The 22,745-nt window shown below is 56.1% G+C and carries 16 protein-coding genes; 8 read left to right on the top strand and 8 right to left on the bottom strand.

Features of this window, described 5'->3' with window-relative positions; all coding sequences use genetic code 11:
• Positions 1-19 precede the first annotated feature (19 nt).
• From ilvD to ACKXGA_RS11915, 5 genes are all read right to left on the bottom strand, one after another.
• Positions 20-1,807: a dihydroxy-acid dehydratase gene (ilvD, locus tag ACKXGA_RS11935; protein ID WP_349175310.1), complete on the bottom strand. Its 1,788-nt coding sequence runs from the start codon at positions 1,805-1,807 to the stop codon at positions 20-22.
• Positions 1,808-2,085: 278 nt separating this feature from the next.
• The gene (locus ACKXGA_RS11930; RefSeq protein ID WP_423729574.1) at positions 2,086-2,826 is read right to left on the bottom strand and encodes a FadR/GntR family transcriptional regulator; all 741 of its coding nucleotides are present in this window, start codon (positions 2,824-2,826) and stop codon (positions 2,086-2,088) included.
• Positions 2,714-3,952, bottom strand: a complete 1,239-nt coding sequence (locus ACKXGA_RS11925; protein WP_423729573.1) for a GGDEF domain-containing protein — start codon at positions 3,950-3,952, stop codon at positions 2,714-2,716. Before ACKXGA_RS11925 ends, ACKXGA_RS11930 begins: the two co-directional genes overlap by 113 nt.
• 11 nt (positions 3,953-3,963) lie before the next feature.
• Positions 3,964-5,130, bottom strand: a complete 1,167-nt coding sequence (gene rlmD / locus ACKXGA_RS11920; protein ID WP_423729572.1) for a 23S rRNA (uracil(1939)-C(5))-methyltransferase RlmD — start codon at positions 5,128-5,130, stop codon at positions 3,964-3,966.
• 333 nt (positions 5,131-5,463) lie between these two features.
• Positions 5,464-5,886 carry a BlaI/MecI/CopY family transcriptional regulator gene (locus ACKXGA_RS11915; RefSeq protein WP_423729571.1) on the bottom strand — a complete coding sequence of 141 codons (423 nt, stop codon included), beginning with the start codon at positions 5,884-5,886 and terminating at the stop codon, positions 5,464-5,466.
• Between the two features lie 316 nt (positions 5,887-6,202).
• On the opposite strand from ACKXGA_RS11915, the gene serC reads away from it, so the two are divergent.
• On the top strand, positions 6,203-7,285 hold the full coding sequence (gene serC, locus ACKXGA_RS11910; protein ID WP_423729570.1) for a 3-phosphoserine/phosphohydroxythreonine transaminase: 1,083 nt from the start codon (positions 6,203-6,205) through the stop codon (positions 7,283-7,285).
• 138 nt (positions 7,286-7,423) lie between these two features.
• Positions 7,424-8,584, top strand: coding sequence for a phosphoglycerate dehydrogenase (locus tag ACKXGA_RS11905; protein WP_423729569.1), 1,161 nt, complete (start codon positions 7,424-7,426; stop codon positions 8,582-8,584).
• Positions 8,585-8,740: 156 nt separating this feature from the next.
• Here ACKXGA_RS11905 and ACKXGA_RS11900 read toward each other — a convergent pair whose 3' ends face one another.
• On the bottom strand, positions 8,741-9,610 hold the full coding sequence (locus tag ACKXGA_RS11900; protein WP_097770041.1) for a phosphoribosylaminoimidazolesuccinocarboxamide synthase: 870 nt from the start codon (positions 9,608-9,610) through the stop codon (positions 8,741-8,743).
• Between the two features lie 311 nt (positions 9,611-9,921).
• Here ACKXGA_RS11900 and ACKXGA_RS11895 point away from each other — a divergent pair, with 311 nt between their 5' ends.
• The gene (locus ACKXGA_RS11895) at positions 9,922-11,355 is read left to right on the top strand and encodes a 6-phospho-beta-glucosidase (protein ID WP_097770042.1); all 1,434 of its coding nucleotides are present in this window, start codon (positions 9,922-9,924) and stop codon (positions 11,353-11,355) included.
• A 32-nt stretch (positions 11,356-11,387) separates the two neighbouring features.
• Positions 11,388-12,344 (top strand): glycerophosphodiester phosphodiesterase, encoded by a 957-nt coding sequence (locus tag ACKXGA_RS11890; protein ID WP_423729568.1) that lies wholly within the window; start codon positions 11,388-11,390, stop codon positions 12,342-12,344.
• A gap of 69 nt (positions 12,345-12,413) precedes the next feature.
• Here ACKXGA_RS11890 and ACKXGA_RS11885 read toward each other — a convergent pair whose 3' ends face one another.
• Positions 12,414-13,715: a Gfo/Idh/MocA family protein gene (locus ACKXGA_RS11885; RefSeq protein WP_423729567.1), complete on the bottom strand. Its 1,302-nt coding sequence runs from the start codon at positions 13,713-13,715 to the stop codon at positions 12,414-12,416.
• A gap of 345 nt (positions 13,716-14,060) precedes the next feature.
• On the opposite strand from ACKXGA_RS11885, the gene ACKXGA_RS11880 reads away from it, so the two are divergent.
• From ACKXGA_RS11880 to ACKXGA_RS11865, 4 genes are all read left to right on the top strand, one after another.
• Positions 14,061-15,644: an extracellular solute-binding protein gene (locus tag ACKXGA_RS11880; protein ID WP_181967282.1), complete on the top strand. Its 1,584-nt coding sequence runs from the start codon at positions 14,061-14,063 to the stop codon at positions 15,642-15,644.
• Between the two features lie 115 nt (positions 15,645-15,759).
• The gene (locus ACKXGA_RS11875) at positions 15,760-16,716 is read left to right on the top strand and encodes an ABC transporter permease (protein ID WP_097770046.1); all 957 of its coding nucleotides are present in this window, start codon (positions 15,760-15,762) and stop codon (positions 16,714-16,716) included.
• On the top strand, positions 16,716-17,624 hold the full coding sequence (locus ACKXGA_RS11870) for a carbohydrate ABC transporter permease (protein ID WP_423729566.1): 909 nt from the start codon (positions 16,716-16,718) through the stop codon (positions 17,622-17,624). Before ACKXGA_RS11875 ends, ACKXGA_RS11870 begins: the two co-directional genes overlap by 1 nt.
• 17 nt (positions 17,625-17,641) lie before the next feature.
• On the top strand, positions 17,642-20,347 hold the full coding sequence (locus ACKXGA_RS11865) for an MGH1-like glycoside hydrolase domain-containing protein (RefSeq protein WP_423729565.1): 2,706 nt from the start codon (positions 17,642-17,644) through the stop codon (positions 20,345-20,347).
• 72 nt (positions 20,348-20,419) lie between these two features.
• On the opposite strand, the gene ACKXGA_RS11860 is transcribed toward ACKXGA_RS11865, so the two are convergent.
• A complete protein-coding gene (locus ACKXGA_RS11860) occupies positions 20,420-22,528 on the bottom strand; it encodes an AraC family transcriptional regulator (protein ID WP_423729564.1) in 2,109 nt (702 codons plus the stop codon).
• Positions 22,529-22,745 lie beyond the last annotated feature (217 nt).

The raw sequence follows: 22,745 nt of genomic DNA, 5'->3' as shown, positions 1-22,745 counted from the left end.
GTTATTTATACAGAGTGGTTTACTCCATGTAAGCGCCCTTCATGGGGCTGACGGCGTGCTGAGAGTAGAGCTTCAGCAGACCCTTGGTGTACTTGGGAGCCTTGGGTTTCCAGTTGGCACGGCGCTGAGCGAGGATGGCCTCCATCTCTTCGGGGGTCTTGGGCTCGCCCTTCACACCCACGATGGCCAGCTTACGGTTGTGGACATCGATTTGGATCAGGTCGTCGGGCTCTACCAGTGCAATGGGGCCGCCCACCGCAGCCTCCGGGCTGACATGGCCGATAACGGGACCGCGGCTTGCGCCGGAGAAGCGGCCGTCGGTGATCAGGGCCACGCTGGAAGCCAGCTTCGGGTCGGCGCAGATGGCTTCGCCGGTGTAGAACATCTCGGGCATACCGCTGCCGCGGGGGCCTTCGTAACGGATGAAGATGGCATCGCCGGGCTTCACCTCGCCGTGCAGCACAGCGGAGATGCACTCCTCCTCGCTGTCGTAGGGCTTGGCGCGCAGGGTGGCTTCAAACATATTCTTGGGGCAGGCGGTGTGCTTGATGACACAGCCTTCCGGGGCCAAGTTGCCCTTCAGGATGGCAATGCTGCCGTCGGTGCCCTTGGCGTTGTCAAAGCTGTGGATGATGTCCTCGCGGCTGACCGGGCGGGCAAAACCAGCAGTCTTTTCTGCCAGAATGGCATCGCAGTGCTGGTAGAAGCCGTTCTTTTTCAGCTCCTCCAGATTCTCGCCCAGAGTCTTGCCGGTGACGGTCATCACGTCCAGATGCAGCATGGACTTGATCTCCTCCATCACGCGGGGCACACCGCCTGCATAGTAGAAGTACTGTGCGGGCCAGTCGCCGGAGGGACGGATGTTCAGCAGGTAGTGTGCACCGCGATGCATCCGGTCGAAGGTGTCAGCATCGATCTCAATGCCGAACTCGTGGGCGATGGCGGGCAGGTGCATGGTGGCGTTGGTGGAGCCGGAAATGGCGGCGTGGACCATGATGGCGTTTTCAAAGCTCTTCTTGGTCACGATGTCCTTGGCGGTGATGCCCTTCTTCACCAGTTCCATCAGCTGCTTGCCGGCATCGTAGGCGGCCTGCTTCAGCTCCGGGGCGGTGGCGGGCATCAGGGCGGTGCCCGGCAGCATCAGGCCCAGGGCCTCGGCCATGATCTGCATGGTGGAGGCGGTGCCCATGAAGGAGCAGGCACCGCAGCTGGGGCAGGCGTTGTGCTTGTAGTAATCCAGCTGGCTGTTGGGGATGACACCGGTCTTTTCCCATGCGTCAAACTTGCCGATCTGCTCCAGCGTCAGCAGCTCGTTGATGGCGCAGGCGGGGTCGCTGACCACATACTCCTTGGGCAGGGTATGGGCTTCCATCACGCCGCCGGTGACCACGATGGCGCTCATATCCTTCAGGCGGCCGATGCTCATCAGCATGGCGGGCACAGACTTGTCGCAGCTGGCGATGAACACGCCGCCGTCGTAGACGCTGGCGTTGGCCTGTGCCTCCACCAGATTCACGATGGCATCCCGGTGGGGCAGCGAGTAGTTGATGCCGTCGTGGCCCTGTGCAATGCCGTCGCACATATCGGTTGCAAAGTAGCGGGCAGCCTTGCCGCCGTTTTCGTTGACCGCCTGCACTGCCTCCTTGACGAACTGATCCAGATGGGCGCTGCCGGGGTGGCTGTCGCCGAAGGTGCTCTCCACCAGGATCTGGGGCTTGGAAAGATCCTCGACCTTCCAGCCCATACCCATCTTCAGCGGGTCATTTTCGGGTGCCAGCGTGCGGACTTCCTGTGAACGCAGTTCCATAATCATTACCTCCAAATATTGCTCTCTCGTCCTTTTTTCCGTAAGACCTTTTGTGATTTTATTGTAAATCCACAGACGATTCTTTGCAAGTTGTCCCAGGTATGTCCTACTTTTTGTGCAAAAACTCTGGGATACATCCAGCACTTCGCCCAATTTCATGGGATACATCATCCAAAAAGCCCATTTTCGCCTCTTTTTGCCCGATTCACTCCAGAAAAGTCGTCAGATGATTTTGACCATAAAAACACCCTGCACAGATCCACCGTGCAGGGTGTTCCTCATTTTACAAATTGTGCCATGCCGACGGTCCCGTCGTCCGGATCCTCGCCGTCGTAGGCCTTTTTGATATAGGTGCGGTTGAAGTTCAGGTGCATCACCATGGCCGACTTCGCCCCGATGGGATCATGGTTTGCGATTGCTTCCACGATCATCCGGTGGGTCATAATCGTCTCGTCAATGAGCTTTTTGTGGGTGACATTGACGAACATCATCACCGCCGTGTCGATGATCGGGATCAGCTGCCCCACCACCAGATTCTTACTGCTCTCGGCAATGCAGGTGTGAAAGGCGATATCGTCCTCGATGTAGCGGTCGCCCTCGTGGATCTTCGTCTCTACCCGGTCACAGAGCCGCCGCAGCCGCTCAATGTCCTCCGGGGTGGCGTTCTGGGCAGCCATCTCCGCAATGCCCGGCTCCAGCAGCAGCCGGACATTCACCAGGTCAAACGCCAGGGCATTCTTGTCCTGCACGCTGCGCAGGTTCAGCGGGTCGGAAAGGCCCTTCACCGTGGTCACCACATAGGTGCCGGAGCCCTGCCGCACCTCAACGATGCCCTTGCTGGACAGCAGCTTCACCGCCTCCCGGATGGTGCTGCGCCCCACCCGGAACTTTTCTGCCAGCGCAAACTCATTGGGCAGCTTTGCCCCCGGCTCGATGGGGGTATCCAGAATGTAGTGGTAGATCTGATCCTCCACCTGCTCGGCCAGCAGTTTGTTTCTCAGATGTGAAAATTCGCTCATGGTATCCTCCCCTTTTGAAAAGCGCCTGGGCTAGGCCATTTCGCCTGCGGCATCGGGCTTCCGGGCCTTTTTGTAGCGGTACATCTCCCGGTCGGCCCGGTTCTTCACAGCCAGCACATCCTCCCCCCAAAAAAGGAGCTGAACCAAAGGACACCGTGGGCAGAAAGTCCACGACTTTTCGCCGCTGTTCCAGCTGGCGTACAAACTCCTGCGCGCACTGGGCCTCCCGGTCTGCGTTTTCCATCAGCACACAAAACTCGTCACCGCCGGTGCGGTAGCAGTAGCCGCTGCGGGCATAGGCTTTTTTGATGCAGCGGCCGATCTCGGCCAGACAGATATCTCCCTGCAGGTGGCCGTAGCGGTCGTTGATCTGCTTGAAGTCGTCCACATCGAACACCACCAGCACCCCGCCGCGGCGGCGCATCTCAGCAGTGCGGTTCAGATAGCTGTTCTGATTCAGCAGCCCGGTAAGGGCATCCAATTGGTTCCACATCTCGCTGCAGTAGATAAAGTACAGCACCGACAACAGGGTAACGCACAGCCATGTAACGTGAAGCTCCGGCAGTGTCACCTGAATGATGGTCTCAATGAGCAGAAAGAACATCAGGGGGTAGATCAGCGCCCGGCTGCGGTTCTGGAATTCCCGCGCCGTGACGAAGGTGGACACCGAAAGATACACGATGGCCGCAAAGTACATGATGATATAAATATAGAAGTACTGCCCGCGGGAATAAACATTGTCGGCGCTGACGGAGAACACCAGCCCGGCGGGGATGGACAGAGCAAGGAACAGCAGGTAGCACGCCTCGCAGCACACCGCCGCCCTGAACCAGCGGTTCATCCTCTTTTTCCGGTCCATGACATACACAAGGCAGAGACACACTCCCGGGGACAGGCCGAACCCCAGATAGTTGGACAGGATGTTCAGCCAGCGGTAGCCCGCCGGGGTGCCATCCACCGCCAGTGTCACCACCTCCAGCACCGAGATCACCGCGATCAGCGCAAAGGCAAAGAAAAATCCCTGCTTCTGCTTTTTGTTCAGGGACTCGCTGAGCTTTGTGAGGATGCACATGAAGCTCAGCACAAAAAGGTCAATGGCCGTTAATACATAAAAATATCCATTCATTGTGGCTTGTTTCACCCTTTGGACTTCTGTGATCTGGTCAGCGCGCCGACCACCTCACAATGGGCGGTCTGGGGGAAGAGATCAACAGGGGTAAAGCCCTCGGCGCGGTAGCCTTTGGCGGTCAGGAGGGCAAGATCACGGGCCATGGTCTCAGGGTTGCAGCTGACATAGACCACCCGTTTGGGGGCCATGCGGGCCACGCTCTCGATGAACTGGGGGGTGGAGCCTTCGCGGGGCGGGTCCATGAAAACGACATCTGCTCTCTGCCCGGCGGCCGCCGCTTCTGTGATCCACTGGGTGGCATCGGCGGCAAAGAAGCGGGCGTTTTTCACGTCGTTGTGCCTTGCGTTGCCGATGGCATCCCGGACAGCGTCCCGGTTCAGCTCCACGCCCACCACCTGCTTTGCCCTGCCGCTGGCGGTCAGACCGATGGTGCCAATGCCGCAGTAGGCATCCAGCACCACCTCTTTGCCGGTCAGGCGGGCGGCTTCCACGGCCAGACCATACAGCACCTCGGTCTGGTCATGGTTGATCTGGTAGAAACTCCGGGGGCTCAGGGCATAGGTCTTGCCGCAGAGGGTATCCAGAATGAAGCCCTTGCCGTAGAGCACCTTTTCCTCTTCGCCCAGCACCACGCTGGTGCGGCGGGGGTTGTAGTTCTGCACCACGGTGGTCACGGGGACATGGCGCTTTTCGGCTTCGGCCAGCAGGGCGCGGACAAAGTTTTTCGCCCCGGGCAGAACCGGCTGGGCTGTCACCACTACCACCATCACCTGCCCGGACACCACACCGCGCCGCAGCAGGCAGTGGCGGAGCAGGCCGGTGCCCTTGTCCTCATTGTAAGGCTGGTAGCGGCAGGTGCTGGCCGCCGCCCGCACCGCCTGCATCACGGTGTCCAGCACTTCGTCCTGCAGCAGGCAGCTTTCCACGGGCAGCACTTTATGCGTACCTGCCGCATAGATGCCGGACACCAGTTTCCCGCCGGGGCCCGCTGCAAAGGTAGAGATCACCTTATTGCGGTAATGGCAGGGGTTTTCCGCGCCCCGGATGGGAGCCACCGGGCCGTATTTCCCCACCAGCTTACGGACAGCGGCTTCTTTCTGTTTCAGCTGCTCGGCATAATCCAGCCCCAGCATCGGACAGCCGCCGCATTTTTTTGCTTTCAATCTGCACTCCATCGTATATCCTTCCGCCTCTTGACAAAACAAGAAAAAATCACTATACTACAAATAGAAAAGGCACTGCGACAAGCGGTTAGCCCTTTTAGGTTTGAGGTTTAACTAGAAAACCGTCACCGGCCAGGGTGGCGGTTTTCGCTTTTCACCTTGATGGTAAATACCAGTCCAAAAATATGGAACGTCAAAGTAATAGGCATCGCTCTCACCTCCTTCCGGAAGTGTGGGCTAACCGCCTGCCGTTATGTGCAGTACCTTTTCGCATTTAATTTTAACACATCTTTCGACCGAATGCAACGAAAAAGCTCCCGTGATGGGAGCTTTTTCGTTTTTCCGTTACCCATAGGGATCGTACAGGTCGTATTCTTCTGCCTCCTGATGCTGCTCCTCCAGCACCCGGATGGCCTGTTCCAGTTGGCTCTGGGAAGCGCCGCTCTCGCTGGCAAGGGTGCGGACCGCTTCGGGCAGGCTGCCGCCGAACAGGGTGTCCATCCGCTGGCGCATGGCCGCAACGCAGTAAGCCCGGCGGGTGACCGTGGGCAGATAGGTGTTCTGGCTCCCCGCCTTGCCGCCCTTGACCCAGCCCTTTTCCTCCAGACGGTACAAAAAGTTGAGCACCGTGGCCGGAGCCCAGCCGGTGGCGGTCAGCTTTTCGCTGATATCCCGCCGGGTGGCCGGGGCGGGGCAGTCCCAGAGCGCCAGCAGCACCTGCTCCTCGGCGGCAGAGAGTGGTTTCAGTCTGTCTGAAAGTCCGTACACCGGTTTCACCTCCGATTTTTTGCTTTTACATTTGTCTTATTTCAACATGATTATACCACACCCGGCACAAACAGGCAAGCAGTAAAAGTAAGGAGTCATGCGGTAAAACCAGCATATTTTTACATTTGTCTTAAAAAGTGTTCTTTGATCAAGGACAGTTGTGTGTTTTGTGCGTTCAAGGCAGGCAGAGCAGTCCCATCTTTGTGCAAAGATGCTCTTGTTTTTGCCCCCCCGGAACCGGTATACTACGGACAAATCAAGCACACACCTGCCGCAGATGAGAGCGGCGGTACGGATAGGAAAGGGAGAGTTCCATATGGCACGAGTATACAACTTCAGCGCAGGCCCCAGCATGTTACCGGAAAAGGTGCTCCGTCAGGCACAGGCAGAGCTGCTGGAATACGGCGATTCGGGCCAGAGCGTGATGGAGATGAGCCACCGCAGCAAGTGGTTCGATGCCATCATCACTGAAACCGAAGCCACCCTGCGCCGGGTGATGAACATCCCTGACAACTACAAGGTCGGTTTCTTCCAGGGCGGTGCCACCCAGCAGTTTGCCATGGTGCCCCTGAACTTTATGACCACTGGCAAGGCTGATTATCTGGTCACCGGCAATTTTTCGAATCTGGCTGCCAAGGAGGCCGCCAAGTTCGGCGAGGTGAAGATCGTTGCTTCCAGCAAGGACAAGAACTTCACCTACATCCCCGATGTCAACGCCATCGACTACGACAAGGACGCAAGCTACATCCACATCTGCCAGAACAACACCATCTTCGGCACCCAGTACGTTGAGGTACCTCAGGTGGAGGGTGTGCCGCTGGTGGCGGACATGAGCTCGATGATCCTCTCCAAACCTGTGAACGTGAACAAGTATGGCTGCATCTACTTTGGCGTGCAGAAGAACGTAGCCCCCGCCGGCATGGCCATTGCCATCGTCCGGGACGACCTGCTGGGCCACGCCGCCGACACCGTGCCCACCATGATGAACTACACCACCCTGCTGGCCAAGGACAGCATGTACAACACGCCCCCCTGCTGGTGCATCTATATGACCGGTCTGGTGCTCAAGTATCTGGAAAACGACATCGGCGGTCTGGAAAACATGCAGAAGATCAACGAAGCCAAGGCTAAGATCCTGTATGATTATCTGGACGGTCAGGAGTTCTTCCACAACCCTGTGGAGCACCGCTACCGCAGCACGATGAACGTCACCTTTACCAGCCCTGACCCCGACATGGACAAGAAGTTCTGCGCCGAAGCCGCCGAAGCCGGTTTTGTCAACCTGAAGGGCCACCGTCTGGTGGGCGGTATGCGCGCTTCCATTTATAATGCAATGCCCACCGAAGGCGTAGAGAAGCTGGTGGACTTCATGGAGAAATTCCGCAAAGAGAACGCATAACCTCTCAGGCCACCTGACGGTGTCCAGCTCCCCTAATAGGGGAGCCCTTGGCAGGTCGGTTTTGATTCTGCGTAAAACAGAAACAGCCGGGCTCCGCTTTCTTTGGAATGTTTATCTGATATGAAAGGAATTTGTCCTATGTACACGATAAAAACCCTGAACGCCATCAGCCCGGTGGGCCTGGCAAAGCTGAACAAGAACCTGTTTGATGTTTCGGTGGACACCGATGTCCCCGATGGCATTCTGGTGCGCAGCGCCGACCTGCTGAACACCACCTTCAACGACAACCTGCTGGCCATTGCCCGTGCCGGTGCCGGTGTGAACAATATCCCGCTGGATCGCTGCTCGGAGCAGGGCATCGTGGTGTTCAATACCCCCGGTGCCAACGCCAACGCCGTGGCTGAGCTGGTGATCGGAATGCTGATCGCAGGCAGCCGCAATGTGGCCGCCGCTGCCCAGTGGTGCCAGGGCCTGACCGGTGACCCCGCCATGGCCAAGACCGTGGAAAAGGGCAAGAAAAAGTTTGTGGGCAACGAGATCAAAGGCAAGACGCTGGGTGTCATCGGTCTGGGTGCCATCGGTTCCCGGGTGGCCAACTGCGCCATTGAGCTGGGCATGGAGGTCTACGGCTACGATCCCTACATCTCCATTGATGCCGCCTGGAACCTTTCCAGCCAGGTCCACCACTGCGTGAACCTGAACGACATGCTCCCTCTGTGCGACTACATCACCATCCATGTTCCCTACCTGCCCACCACCAAGGATACCATCAACGCCCAGACCCTGGCCCTGTGCAAGGACGGCGTGAAGATCCTGAACTACGCCCGCGGTGAGCTGGTGAACACCGCAGCCCTGCTGGAGGCCATGGAGACGGGCAAGGTCTCCGGCTACATGACCGACTTCCCCACTGAGGCCATTCTGGGCAAGCCCGGCATCGTCTGCACCCCGCATCTGGGTGCTTCCACGCCGGAGGCCGAGGACAACTGTGCCGCAATGGCCGTGCAGGAAATCAGCGATTACCTCAAGAACGGCAACATCACCCACTCGGTGAACATGCCCGAGGTGCACCAGCCCCGTGCAGGCGGCAAGCGCATCTGCATCATCCACAAGAACGAGCCCGGCATGATCAGCCAGATCACCGCCCTGACCACCGAAGCGGGCCTGAACATTGAAAACATGGTGAACAAGAGCAAAAAGAACATGGCTTACACCATGCTGGACGCGACCGGTGCCGTGGACGGCAGGCTGGCTGAGAAGCTGGCCGCTATCCCTGCTGTCATCCGGGTGCGCATCCTGTAACACTGCCAACCCTTAGCTTTCCCCTCGCCCCATCTGTTCATGGGCGGGAGGATTTTTTTGTGGAACACCCCGCCGTCCCTCCGGGGGAAACTGCTGCTGACACAAAAAATCCCCCCTGCCGTTATACAGCAGAGGGGAGAAAGAAGATCAGAGTGTTTACAGCTTCTTGCCAGTCAGGAGCTCATAAGCTTCCTCGTACTTGGCAATGGTCTTGTCGATGACATCCTGAGGCAGATCGTAGTTGCTGTCGGGATTGGCCTTGAGCCAGTTGCGGACGAACTGCTTATCGAAAGAGGGCTGACCGTGGCCGGCCTCATAGCCCTCCAGCGGCCAGAAGCGGCTGGAATCGGGGGTGAGCATCTCATCGCCCAGCACCACGTTGCCGTTCTCATCCAGACCAAACTCAAACTTGGTATCGGCAATGATGATGCCGCGGCTCAGGGCATACGCGGCGCACTTTTTGTACAGGGCAATGGTGTAGTCCCGCAGCTTGGTGGCGTAGTCCTCGCCATGGCCGGGGAACTGCTTTTCCAGCACCTCAATGCTCTTTTCGTAGCTGATGTTCTCATCGTGGTCGCCGATCTCAGCCTTGGTGGAAGGAGTGTAGATGGGCTCGGGCAGCTGCTGGGATTCCTGCAGGCCCTCGGGCAGGCGGATGCCGCAGACGGTGCCGTTCTGCTGGTAGCTGGCCCAGCCGCTGCCGGTGATGTAGCCGCGCACGATGCACTCGATGGGCAGCATGGTCAGCTTGCGGCACTTCATGCTCCGGCCCTCAAAGGCAGGCGTGCGGAAGAACTCGGGCATATCGGCGGTATCCACGCTCAGCATGTGGTTGGGCAGAACATCCTTGGTGTAGTCGAACCAGAATCTGCTCATCTGGGTCAGCACCTTGCCCTTATTGGTCACTTTATTTTTCAGGATCACATCAAATGCAGAGATACGATCGGTGGCAACCATAATGAGGCTGTCGCCATTGTCATAGATCTCGCGGACTTTGCCTTCCTTGATGGGCTTGAATTCAGTCATAGCAAACACTCCATTTTTCCTGATAGCTCTTTCATCAACGTCCTCGCCCGCTCCGGCATTGCAAAGCAATGAAGGGCAGGGTGAGCCGTTTTCCGTTTACCTATTCAGTCTATCACACTTACTGTCCGTTTGGAAGAAACAGATTCCAAGGAAAATCGCTCGTAATTTTCGATTTCTTCGTGAAAAGTGTCAAAAATCAGCAACATTTTTCGTCGAATTGACGGCTAAAGTCGTACTTTCCCGGTTGACAGCCGCTCAGAACATGGTATCATTGAATCATCAGAATTCAACTGCATCAGGAGGTAAGACCTATGGGCAAATTCCCGAAAGACTTTTTGTGGGGCGGTGCCACTGCCGCCAACCAGTGCGAGGGCGCTTACAACGAGGGCGGGCGCGGCCTGTCCAGCGTGGACGTGGTGCCCTTTGGCCCCGACCGCTTCCCCGTGGCGCTGGGCCAGCTGAAGATGCTGGACTGCGATGCCGAGCACTTCTACCCCTCCCACGAAGCCATTGACATGTACCACCACTTCAAGGAGGACATCAAGCTCTTTGCCGAGATGGGCTTCCGCTGCTACCGCCTGTCCATTGCCTGGACCCGCATCCTGCCCAACGGCGATGACGCACAGCCCAACGAAGAGGGCCTGCGCTTCTATGAGGAGCTCTTTGATGAGTGCCACAAGTACGGCATTGAGCCGCTGGTGACCCTGTGCCACTTTGATACCCCCATTGCCCTGATCAAAAAGTACGGCGGCTGGAAAGACCGCCGGATGGTAGATGCCTACGCTCACTACTGTGAGGTGCTGTTCCAGCGCTTCCGGGGTAAGGTCAAGTACTGGCTGACCTTCAACGAGATCAACATGCTGCTCCACATGCCCTTTATGGGAGCCGGTCTGCTCTTTGCGCCCGGCGAGAACGTGCAGCAGGTCAAGTATCAGGCCGCTCACCACGAGCTGGTGGCCAGCGCGAAGGCCGTCAAGCTGGCCCATGCCATCATGCCCGATGCCATGGTTGGCTGTATGCTGGCCGCCGGTCAGTTCTACCCCCGCACCTGCGCCCCTGCCGATGTGCAGGCTGCTGCCGAGGCTGACCGCGACAACTACTTCTTCATTGATGTCCAGTCCCGCGGCGAATACCCTGTCTGGGCCAAAAAGCGGATGGAACGTGCAGGCATCGCCCTGCAGGTGGAGCCGGGCGACGAGCAGCTGCTGAAAGAGGGCACTGTGGACTTCATCTCCTTCAGCTACTATTCCAGCCGCTGCACCACTGTGGACCCCGAACTGATGAACAAGGCCAGCGGCAATGCCATCATGGATGCCGTCAAGAACCCCTACCTCAAGGCCAGCGATTGGGGCTGGGCCATCGACCCGGTGGGCCTGCGCATCACCATGAACAGCCTGTATGACCGCTACCAGAAACCGCTCTTCATCGTGGAGAACGGTCTGGGTGCGGTGGACAAGGTGGAAGCAGATGGTTCCATCCACGACACCTACCGCATCGACTACCTGCGGGCCCACATCGAGCAGATGGAAAAGGCCATCAACGAGGACGGCCTGCCCCTGCTGGGCTACACCACCTGGGGGCCCATCGACCTGGTCAGTGCTTCCACCGGCGAGATGAAGAAGCGGTACGGCTTCATCTATGTAGACAAGGACAACGAAGGCAAGGGCACGCTGGCCCGCAGCCGGAAGGATAGCTTCTACTGGTATAAAAAGGTCATCGCCTCCGACGGCGAAGATCTGGCCTGAGCCAACTGTGAGGAAAGGAATCATAGCACAAGATGACGACACCCCAAATCATTGCGCACCGCGGTGCATCCTATCTGGCCCCTGAGAACACGCTGGTCGCCTTCCGCAAGGCGATGGAGATTGGCGCGGACGGCGTGGAAATGGATGTACAGAAGACCTACGACAACGAGCTGGTCATCCACCACGACTATATGGTGGATATGCACACCGACATCTCCGGCCAGATCTACGACCTGACCATGGGCGAGCTGAAGACCCTGGATTTTGGCAGCTGGAAAGATGCCATCTACGCCAACGAGAGGATCGCCACGCTGCAGGAAGCGCTGGAGCTCTGCGCCGGCATGGAGGGCACCCAGGTGCAGCTGGAACTGAAAAGCCCACTGCAGGACGACCCCGACTTTGTGCCCCGGGTGCTGGATGCGGTCCGCGCCGCCGGGCTCACCGATCGACTCACCCTCATCTCCTTCCACCACTCCCAGCTGCGGCAGGCAAAGCAGCTGATGCCCGAGCTGAAGGTAGGTGCACTGACCTACGGCGCTTTCCTCAGCATGGTGCTTCCCCCGCCGGTGATATGGAAGGATCTGGGCCTTGTGAACAGCATGGATGAGCCCTTCAGCGAGGAAAACTGCATCGACCTGCGGAACAATCTCATCTACCGCACTGTGGCCGACAAGGTGGATATGCTCCGTGCCAACTTCCCCGGCGAGACCGTGGAGCAGGTCATCGGCCATCTGGAGGAGCAGGCGGATGTGGCTGCCTACATCAAAACGCTGGATTTCCCTGTGGACATCGTCAGCTGCGAATACCACACCGCCTACTCCAATCCCGAGCTTGTGAACCAGCTCCACGCCATGGGCATCCAGGCCGCGTTCTGGACCGTGGACACTCAGGACGCTGTCCGTTCCCTGCTGCCCCTTGGCCCTGACTGCATCGTCACCAACCGGCCTGACCGCGTGCGGGAATGGGTGAATGCGGAAATGAGGAAATAAAAAGATCACAAAACGTCCCCGTGCAGGATATCAAAACTGCACGGGGACGCTTTCTATGTCAGCACTGCATTATCTGATGTCTGGCATCGTTATGACGGTGCTCTCCTTGCGAGCACGCTCTGCGCAGAAGACCCCCAGATGCCCATTGATCGAATCTTTGATCGTTGTGCAGGAGATGGAAGGCTCCTCGCCCTGAAGCACATGAACAAAGTCCTCCACCAGCCGCAGGTCGCCGCCGCCATGAGAGCCTGTCATGCCGCTCTTATCTCCACCGATCTTCAGGTCTACCACTTCCTCGTTCCAGCCCTTCTCGCTGGCGGTATCTATGGTGCGCACAGTGAAAACCGAATCGTCAAACACGCCCTTGATCTCACCCTTCGTACCAATGATGTGGATGTTGCGCTCCGGCTTCGCTGTGCCGCCGATCATGTTCAGGGTCGCAGTTGCACCATCCGCAAAATTCATCAGCACCGATTGATGATCCACCACCGTATGTTCACAATCCCACACACAGCGTCCATGGATATTGTCTGTCATCAGCGACTTACGCTTGTCCTCCAGCGTCGGCTCCTCAATATTCTCCAGGCAGTCCCATACATAGAACGCCCACCGATCCGGGTGATCCAGATAATGCTTTTTGGCAGAGTACAGACAAGTCTCCTCACACTGACAATCCACCAGGCAGCGCCTGCCTGCCCCTGCGGGCTTTTTGGCAGGATCAAACTGGAAGTCACTTCCAAAGCTTGCGATCTGTTTGGGCGAAACGCCGCTCTTCAGCCACATAATGAGATCCATGTCATGGCAGCACTTTGCCAGCAGCATCGGAGCCCCGCATTTTTCCTCGTTGCCCCATTTGCCGCGCACAAAGGAGACGGCCAGATGATGGTAGCTGACATGTTCTGTGGCCTGAATGTTGATAATGTCACCGATCTCCCCGCTCAGCAGTCTCTGCTTGATTGCGACATAGAAGGGCGCATACCGCAGAACGTGGCAGATCATCACCTTCCGCCCGGTCTCTTTTACCACCTTATATAAATAGTTCACTTCCTCCTCGCTGATCGCGAAGGGCTTTTCCAGCAGCATATCATATCCTGCGCGCAGAAGCGGAACCGCAGTGGGCACATGCTGGCGGTCCATGGTTCCATTGATCACCGCGTCTGCCAGCTTGGGTCTTGCTGCCAGCTCCTCAGCGTTCCTGAAGCACATTTCCTCCCCGAAGCCATGCATCTCCGCAACCTTTTTCCGCCGGATCGGATCCGGATCTGCCACGCCCACGATCTTCAGCTCGTCCGGGTGTTCCAGCGCATACAGGCTGTACAGGATCGCCCGGTGGCCCGCGCCCACGATGATGGCTGTGATCTGCTTACTCATAGTTTCTCTCTTCCTTTCTTTTGAATGGATCTCCGATTCCAATTTTGTTTCCAGCATATCTTTTTGTGCCGGAATCGTCAAGGTGAAGGAGCATGACATTTTATCCCGCACCATGACAAAAGGAAGAAAAAACGCATCTTTGTGTATATTGTGCAACAATCACGCTCAAAAATGAGAAAATCTTTTGTGCGTTTTGTATCAAAAAATGTTGCAATTCCAAAAAGAACATGATATGCTTCTGAGTAAGGAAAAACCACTGGGCGGCAGCGTACGAGCTGAACGGAGGTTATGGAAGCACGGGGATTTCCCCCGTCCCATTCCATAAATCAAGGAGGAAAAGATTTTATGAAAGAAAGAAAAATCAGCAGACGCGCCGTATGCAGCGCTATGGTCGCATCTCTGGCATTGGGTGTTCTGGAGGGCTGTGGCAGCTCTTCCTCTACTACTTCTTCTGCTGCCGGTTCCGGAGCAGCTGCTTCCAACGAGCGTATCACCGTGCGCATCCTGAAATCCAAGGCCGCAAACGAGGTTGCTGCCGAGCAGATGGATGTCTGGAAGGTCCTGGGCGAAAAATTCAATATGGATTTTGAATTTGATAATCCCCCGCAGGACAACTACAACGAGCGCCTGAACCTTGTGATGATGGATGCTCAGCTGCCGGATATCATTATGGATATGCCCACCACCGAGGTGCTGAAATACGGCGAGTCCGGCGTGATCCTGTCCCTGAACGATTACATCGAGAACAACATGCCCAACCTGAAGAAGGAGATCGACAAGCGGGACGGTGTCGAAAAAGCACTGACTTACAGCGACGGCAATATTTATTATATGCCCATGCTGGATGAGAAGGTCTCCGGCAATATGCCCTACATCGTCCGCACCGACTGGCTGGAAAAGCTGGGCATTGAGAGCCCCGTGACCCTGGAGGACTGGGAGAACTACTGGCATCTGGTCAAGACCACCGACCTGAACGGCAACGGCACCAACGATGAGATTCCCTTCAGCTCCTACGATATGACCGGCCTGCGGAACTTCTGCACCGCATTCGGCTGCCTGGATGACTTCTACACCGACCCGGACGATGGCGGCAAGGTCCACTACGGCCCCATCGACCCCAAGTACAAAAAGGCCGTGACCTGGATGCACGATATGTACGAGAAGGGCTATATTGATCCCGAGATCATCACCATGGACTACGCTTCCTTCGTGCCGAAGCTGGCCCAGAACGCGGTGGCTTCCTTCTACGGCCCGCTGGGCGGTATGCTGGCTGCACAGAACGCCACCATGCCTGCCTCCTTCCCCGGCTTCCATGTTGAGGCCACCGTACCCCCCAAGGGCGATGCACAGATCCACTCCTATATTGATCAGGAGCCGCGTGCCATTGCAGCCGCCACCATCACCGCAAGCTGCAAGAACGTTGACCGCGTGGTCGCTCTGCTGGATTACATGTACAGCGACGAGGGCACCCGGCTGATCAACATGGGTATTGAGGGCACTCACTACACCATGCAGGACGGCAAGCCGATCTTCACCGATTATGTAATGAAGAACCCTGACGGCCTGTCTCCCAAGAATGCGATCGGCACCTTCACCTTTGCACAGAGCTCCGGCCCGTTCATTCTGAGCCAGGATGAGGTCACACAGCTGGATGATGAGTCTGTCAACCGCGCAAAGCAGGACTGCATCATTCCCTTCCTGGAAGAATCCAAGAAGTACGTCATTCCCGGCTCCACCTCCTTCTCCTCTGAGGATGATGCCGTCCGTCGTGCAGTGATGGCAGACGTGGATACTTACGTTGATGAGATGATCATCAAGTTTGTTTCCGGCCGTGAGCCGCTGTCCAACTGGGACACCTACGTTGAAAAGGTCAATGGCATGGGCATTGCAGAGGTCATCGATATCTACCAGAAGACTCTGAATGGCTGATGCCTCAGCAGGCACCTATTTTTTGATCCAGTAAAATAACGGCCGGGGCAGGAACACCCTGTTCCCGGCCTATTTTTTCCTGGGTTCTTCAGAACGAAAACAGGAGAATACCACCATGAAAACTGCCACCGCAGCAAAACCGATCACACTGCCAACAGCGAACCGCCTTGATCATGCCTGCAAAAAGTTCTGGCGCAGCCGCTATCTGCTTTTGATGCTGCTGCCCGCCCTGATCTGGTATATCGTGTTCATGTACGCGCCCATGTACGGCGCGCAGATCGCCTTCCGTGATTTCTCTCCCGTACTGGGCATCACGGGCAGCAAGTGGGTCGGCTTCAAATATTTCATCCAGTTCTTTAAATCCGAGTATTTTGGCCGTCTGATCAAAAACACACTTGGCATCAGCCTGTATTCCATTATTGTGGGCTTTCCCATTCCCATCATTCTGGCTCTGCTGATCAACGAAGTCCGCGGTAAATTCTTCAAGCGCAGCGTACAGACCGTGGTGTACCTGCCCCACTTCATCTCCGCCGTGGTCGTTGTCAGTATTCTGAGCGCCCTGCTTTCTCCTTCCAGCGGCCTGATCAACCAGCTGATCACCGCCTTTGGCGGTACGCCGATCCACTTTATGGCCGAGCCCAAGTACTTCAAGACGATCTATGTTCTTTCTGACATCTGGCAAAGCGCCGGCTACGGTTCCATTGTGTACATGGCGGCACTGACCGGCATTGACCCCTCTCTCTACGAGGCCGCCACCGTTGACGGTGCTTCCAAATGGGACAAGCTGATCCATATCACGCTGCCCGGCCTGCTGCCCACGATCATCATCATGCTGATCCTCCGCATGGGCTCTATTTTCTCGGTCGGCTATGAAAAGATCATGCTGATGTACAACCCTGCAACCTATGAGACTGCCGATGTGATCTCCACTTACGTTTACCGCCGTGCCTTTGAAAGCGGCGATTACAGCTTCTCTGCGGCTGTGGGCCTGTTTAATTCCGTGATCAATTTTACCATTATCGTGCTGTTCAACAAGTTCAGCAAAAAGATCAGTGAGGTGAGCCTGTGGTGATGAAAAAGAATATTGATGCGATGAATCACCCCACGAAAGTGAAGGAAAGCATCGGGGAACGGATCTATACCATTGTTGTGTATCTGCTGCTGATCCTGATCAGCGCAACTATTATTCTGCCGCTTCTGCACATCATCAGCGGCTCGTTCAGTGATCCCATGCAGCTGCTGACAGGCAATGTTTCCTTCTGGCCCAAAGGCTTTACGACCTCCATGTATGAGAAGGTTCTGAAGGATGCCAGCATCTGGACGGGTTATCTGAACACGCTCCTGTATACCGTGCTGGGCACCCTGATCAGCGTGACCCTTACCGCCTGCGCCGCCTACCCCCTGTCCCGCAAGGATCTGTTCGGGCGCAATGTCTTTATCAGCCTTTTCATCTTTACCATGTTCTTCAACGGTGGCATGATCCCCACTTATCTGATCATTCAGAAGCTGGGTATGCTGAATAAGATCTGGGCGCTGGTGCTGCCTTCCGCCATCAGTACCTATAACATGATCATCATGCGCACGTTCTTTGAAAACACCATCCCGAATGAGCTGATCGAGGCCGCAGCCCTGGACGGCTGCAACGATATCACGACCTTCTTCCGCATTGTTCTTCCGCTCTCCGGTGCAGTGTTCGCCGTTATGGCGCTGTTCTACGGCGTTGCGCAGTGGAACAGCTGGTTCCCGGCATTGCTGTACATTCGGGATCGTTCTCTGTACCCTTTGCAGATGATCCTGCGTGAGGTCCTGATCCAGAGCGACATCGGCAACATGGCCGGTTCCACCGGTGATGTCGAGGTCATCGGCGATGGTCTGAAATATGCCACCATGGTGGTTTCCACCCTGCCGATCATGTGCCTGTATCCGTTCCTGCAGAAGTACTTTGTTGCCGGTGTTACCATTGGCGCAGTCAAGGGCTGATGGGAGGATATCACACCATGCAATCACATGACCTTTCCTTGCCTGCGTGGGGCCCCTACACCAAACGATACAGCGGCATTTCCCATGTTCCTGCGGCCAACGACGGCGTTCGGTTTGACCTGTCCGTTTTTCCGGGAATGTATCGCCGCCGGGTCGATGTGCCCAATGTACGGTTTGAAAGCGGCTTTCACCCCTGGGCTGCGGCTCCGGATCTGAGCTGCTACACGCTCCGCCACGAGCTCCTGTGGAAGGATCAGCTGTATGCAGACATCTCTTTTGCCCCCTTGGGGGAGGATGCCCGGCTGATCCGTGCTGAACTCCACAACAATACCGATGCTCCGCAGAATCTGGTGCTCCATTACATGGCTTCGGCCTGGGATCCCGTTCCTTCCTACCGCGGCTTCTCCCTGCCGGGCTGTGAGGTATCCCTGCCGGAAAACGCGGCCTTTGTCTGGGCAAAGGATTATGACACCCTGGATTTTTCCATCCACCGTCCCAACGAATGTCTGACCTGGGATGGTCTGCGCCGGGGCGAAGAAGCCGTTCCCGGCTTTGGTCAGGGATACGGCATTGGCATGGGGTTCGGCTGTTCCGAAGGCAAAGGACCTTTTGGGCAGGTCATGCCCAGCGGAAAAGGGGATACCGTTACCTTTACGCTTTCCCTTACCGCGCCCCTGCATACCCCCTGTCTCTGTGTACGGTATTGGAATCCGGCAGATGAGAGTTCCGAGTACGATGTCAATGGTCAAGTCACGCTGCGGCTGCCGCCCTGTCAGAAGCCTTCCATTGCCATCCTGCCGCTGAATGCTTCCATTCCCGCCGGGAAATTCACTCTGACCCTGACTGCTGCCGGTGTTGGAGGGGCGAAGCTGGACTGCCTCGCTCTGTGCGAGCAGGCGGACGCAGGTAACTTTACCGTTACACTGCGTGGAGATGGCTCCCGGCCTCAGGCTGAACCCGCCGCAGATGAGAACTATCTGACCCTGCAGTATCCCCACATTCAGGAGTGCTACGGGATCCTGTGGGATGATATCACCACCCATATTCGCACGATCGAAAACGATGAACTGGATATCTTTCTGCGTGACACCGTACACGACCATGTAAACGCCACGCTGCGCGGCAACGGAAAAGGGCATTACGTCAATCTCTTTATGGGGCCGATCTCCTTGGAGGCAGGACAGACAAAAGTGATCTATGGAGCGGTCTGTGCTGCTCCGGATGCTTCTGCCGCCGCGCTGCGCTGCCATGAGCTGCTGACGCAGCGCAGTGATTGGGAGCATGTATGGCAGCAGGCTTCTGCCTCCCTTGCAGCACCGCCCGCTTTACCGGCTGCCGAATCGCTTGCCTTGGGCCAACAGTTGATGAATGCAGTTCTCTGCACCAACGTTGTGTATCCGGTGTACACGCGGGGACAGTATATCCGTCACTACACTCCCGGACGCTGGTGGGACTGTGTCTACACATGGGATTCCGGATTCATTGGAATGGGTCTGGCTCAGACCAGCCTGCGCAATGCCTTTGACTGCCTGAACACCTACCTGATGCCCCCGGATTCTGTGGATGCTGCTTTCTTACACCATGGCTCCATGGTGCCAACGCAGTTTTATCTGTACGCTGAGCTGTTGAATCGCACCAGCAGCAGAGAACTTGCCGCCTACTGCTATCCACGCCTAAAGCTGTACTATCGCTTCTTCACCGGGCAGGAAGGCGGCTCCACTACCGCCAACCTGCACAGCGGCCTGCTGCGTCCCTGGGATTATTTCTATAATTCCGGTGGATGGGACGATTATCCCCCACAGCAGGAGGTCCATCGTCGCCGTTTGCAGGCCAGCTGCGCGCCCGTGGTCACAACTGCCCATGCGATACGCTGTGCAAAGATCCTGGCTTACACCGCCCGCCTGCTGGGTGAGACAGCCGACGCAGATGCATTTGATGCCGATGCGCTTTGCTTGGGGCGCTCCCTGCAGACTGCATGGGACGAGGAAAGCGGTTACTTCGGGTACCTCCTGCACGATCCTTCCGGTGATGCTGCGGATATTCTGCGCACCGAGCAGGGCCTGAACTACGATATGGGCCTGGATGGCGCTTCGCCGCTGTTTGCAGGTGCCTGTACAGAACCGCAGAAGGAACTTCTGTGGCAGAAGCTGCAGAGCCCGGAACACCTGTGGTGTGCCTGCGGCCTTTCCACCGTAGATCAGAGTGCGCCGTACTATCGGCGTGACGGCTACTGGAACGGCGCTGTATGGATGCCTTATCAGTGGATGTTCTTCAAATCTGCACTGGATGCGGGCCTTGCCGATTTTGCTTACCGCATTGCCGACACCGCTCTTACCCTGTGGCAGAACGAGTGTGCCGAAAGCTACTGTTGTTTTGAACACTTTATGATCGAAAGCCGCCGTGGTGCCGGCTGGCATCAGTTCAGCGGGCTTTCTTCTCCCATTGTACAGTGGTTTTCCGCTTACTACCGCCCCGGCACCCTCACGACCGGTTTTGATGCCTTTGTCCGGCATACGGATTGGGCACCGGACAACAGCGCCTTAAATGCCACATTGGATTTTACCGCAGCGGGCCGCAGCACTGTTCTGGCCGTTCTGCAGCCGGGTCCCAAAGCTGTTACAGCCTCTGTGCCCTGCACCGTGACCACACGCCACGATGGGCTGCTTGAGCTGACCTTTACATTGGATGCTCCCTGCACCGTGACCATAAGCATCCATCCCTGAATCCACCTGTAAAAAGAAACGAACGATGTCTGTCCGAATGGGCTGACATCGTTCGTTTTTTCTGCGCTGAAATCAGTTGTCTCCTTTGCGAACTGCAGAAGGCGAGAGCTGATACTTCCGCCGGAATGCCTTATAGAATGTATTCGCCGTGGAGAAGCCGCACTGTTCTGCAATATCCGTAATATTCAGATCTGTCGTTCTCAGCAGCTGCATTGCATGATCCAGACGCAATTCTTCCACATACTCTGTATAGCTCTTTCCGGTCTGCTCCTTCAGGAATTGCGAAAGATACTTTTTCGAGATCTTGAACTGCTCTGCCGTCATCGCCGCATTGATCTCCGGATTCTGGAAATTCTGTGCCAGCCAGTCCAGAATATTCTTTTGAAGCGCATCATTGTGGCTATGCTTCAAGAATTGCACATGGCTGCAGATCTCCACACAGCAGTCCTGCAACCGGCTCAGCATCTGGCGGGCAGTCAGTTTAGAGTCATAACTGCACAGATAGGCGATATCCGGACAGCATACCCTTTCCGCCGTGTTCAGCAGAATGCCGCCTGCCGTGTAAAAATCCTGCTTAAAGTTTTCCGGGTCCAGATTATCCACCGGGAACAGTTCACTCAGAAGCGAAACCGCCTCTTCCGTGCATCCGGAAAGCAGATATTCCCGAAGCCGCGCTGCATTGGTTGCATTGACCGTGGTACCGCGCTGCGCACTGCCGTTCCCCAAATAGCAGATCTTCTGTGTCGGATCTGCATAGGCCGCTACGTTGCGGGCCTTCCAGTAAATGTCTGACAGCTGCTCCATTTTCTCAAAAGGATCGCTCAATATCAGCGGAGTTGTCAGATGCAGCGCATCATACAGCTGCTCTGTGCGGAAACACATTTCCCGCAGTTCCTCTGCTTCATCCGTTTCCTGCGTCAGGATCACCAGGATCAGGTCATCTGCCGTTGCCTGTACATAAAATCTCTGCCCGTAAATTTGACGTATCTGCTCTGACACCACCACAGTACGCAGCTCTTCTTTCAGTGAGCACTCGGCGTTTTCCTGAAGAGATGGGATCAGCAGCAGGAAGTTATAGGCTTTCAGCTGCACCGCATCCGTCAGCTGCTGAAGGGATTCCTGACTTACAGACCCTGTACGCAGCAAAATTTCCATTTTGCCATGTTCCAGCTCGCTGCGTGAATGCTCCAGTTCCTGTGCCAGTTTATGCTGACTGTTCACATTTCGGAGAAAGATCTCATTCAGCACTTTCCGTGATGCCAGATCCGATTCGTCCAGCGTATCCAGCATCGGACGCAGGCTGTTCATATCCTCCAGTGTCATGCAGACGCTGATCAATACACAGCCCAGAACGCCCACGATCAGATACAGACAAATTGCACGCTGTACTGCCAACAGACCGGCTTCATAGAGTGACGGCGGCATTCCAATGACCGCCGTTGCATTCAGAGATGCCACATATCGCGTTGCCATCAGATAGCGCTTTCCCTGATAGGTCTCCCAACCCGTATCATCACTCGCCAGGGAAAGTGTCGTTCCGTCATAGTTGTTTCCCGCCAGGATCGTTCCGTCATCGGAAATCAGGCAAAAAAGCCCTTCCTTGCGCCATTGCTGCTGCGAAAGAAACATCGAAACGACATCTTTTTCCTTGATCAGTACCGTCATTGCGCCGCAGAGACGGCCCGCCGTGTTCACATAGGGCTGATATACTGTGACATACGAATTGCCATAGCTGGAATGCATCAGTTTGACAACATGAGCGGGCTTTATCGTCGTTACATCGATCTGATTCTGTGCATCCCATTCCTCCTGAGACACATCCTCATATTCAAGTGCTCCCGGGTAAAAATTGCTATGGCTTTCATACGCGCTCCGGTCATCCAATATGATGCCATTCCGCTCAAATGTAATATAGCTGTATGTGATCACAGAGGAATCGTAGGTCTTATCCTGTAACGATTTGCTGGCTCTCGTCAGTGTCTGATAATCTCCCAGAATACTGTTGTCATAACTGCTGGCAAGCAGAGTATACTCCGTTTCGCTGAACAATTTGTTCGTCGTGCTGCGGATATTGCTCAGGCAGCGTTCAAACTGGGTGGTGCCGATTGCCAGCATTTCCATCGCACTGGAGGACTGCGCCTGGATCGTCTGGCGGATCATCAGGCTATACAGAGGAACCACGACCAGGAAGAACCCAACCGGAATACAAAGATACCTTAGAAGCCTTCGGATCCAGTTTCTAACAAACAGTCTCTTACGCATCTGCAAAACTCCAAGCAATGATGATTTCTATGGAACTGTTGGCTGCGCCTGCAAGGCGTTTATGGAGCCGGTGCATACAGCACAGATCTTCCCTCCGCGATTTCGCAGCATCTTTCTAATTATTTTACCACAGAAG

This window comes from Faecalibacterium hominis (ex Afrizal et al. 2022) (genome assembly GCF_049545105.1).
Taxonomy (GTDB): Bacteria; Bacillota; Clostridia; order Oscillospirales; family Ruminococcaceae; genus Faecalibacterium; species Faecalibacterium duncaniae.
The sequence above is the reverse complement of the archived record's forward strand: the minus strand, read 5'-3'. Positions and strand labels throughout refer to the sequence as shown.

Excerpts from the sequence above, each read along its gene's own strand:
- ilvD (WP_349175310.1), bottom strand. The coding sequence starts at position 1,807 with ATGGAACTGCGTTCACAGGAAGTCCGCACGCTGGCACCCGAAAATGAC.
- ACKXGA_RS11930 (WP_423729574.1), bottom strand. The coding sequence starts at position 2,826 with ATGAGCGAATTTTCACATCTGAGAAACAAACTGCTGGCCGAGCAGGTG.
- ACKXGA_RS11925 (WP_423729573.1), bottom strand. The coding sequence starts at position 3,952 with ATGAATGGATATTTTTATGTATTAACGGCCATTGACCTTTTTGTGCTG.
- rlmD (WP_423729572.1), bottom strand. The coding sequence starts at position 5,130 with ATGGAGTGCAGATTGAAAGCAAAAAAATGCGGCGGCTGTCCGATGCTG.
- serC (WP_423729570.1), top strand. The coding sequence starts at position 6,203 with ATGGCACGAGTATACAACTTCAGCGCAGGCCCCAGCATGTTACCGGAA.
- ACKXGA_RS11905 (WP_423729569.1), top strand. The coding sequence starts at position 7,424 with ATGTACACGATAAAAACCCTGAACGCCATCAGCCCGGTGGGCCTGGCA.
- ACKXGA_RS11900 (WP_097770041.1), bottom strand. The coding sequence starts at position 9,610 with ATGACTGAATTCAAGCCCATCAAGGAAGGCAAAGTCCGCGAGATCTAT.
- ACKXGA_RS11895 (WP_097770042.1), top strand. The coding sequence starts at position 9,922 with ATGGGCAAATTCCCGAAAGACTTTTTGTGGGGCGGTGCCACTGCCGCC.
- ACKXGA_RS11890 (WP_423729568.1), top strand. The coding sequence starts at position 11,388 with ATGACGACACCCCAAATCATTGCGCACCGCGGTGCATCCTATCTGGCC.
- ACKXGA_RS11885 (WP_423729567.1), bottom strand. The coding sequence starts at position 13,715 with ATGAGTAAGCAGATCACAGCCATCATCGTGGGCGCGGGCCACCGGGCG.
- ACKXGA_RS11880 (WP_181967282.1), top strand. The coding sequence starts at position 14,061 with ATGAAAGAAAGAAAAATCAGCAGACGCGCCGTATGCAGCGCTATGGTC.
- ACKXGA_RS11875 (WP_097770046.1), top strand. The coding sequence starts at position 15,760 with ATGAAAACTGCCACCGCAGCAAAACCGATCACACTGCCAACAGCGAAC.
- ACKXGA_RS11870 (WP_423729566.1), top strand. The coding sequence starts at position 16,716 with ATGAAAAAGAATATTGATGCGATGAATCACCCCACGAAAGTGAAGGAA.
- ACKXGA_RS11865 (WP_423729565.1), top strand. The coding sequence starts at position 17,642 with ATGCAATCACATGACCTTTCCTTGCCTGCGTGGGGCCCCTACACCAAA.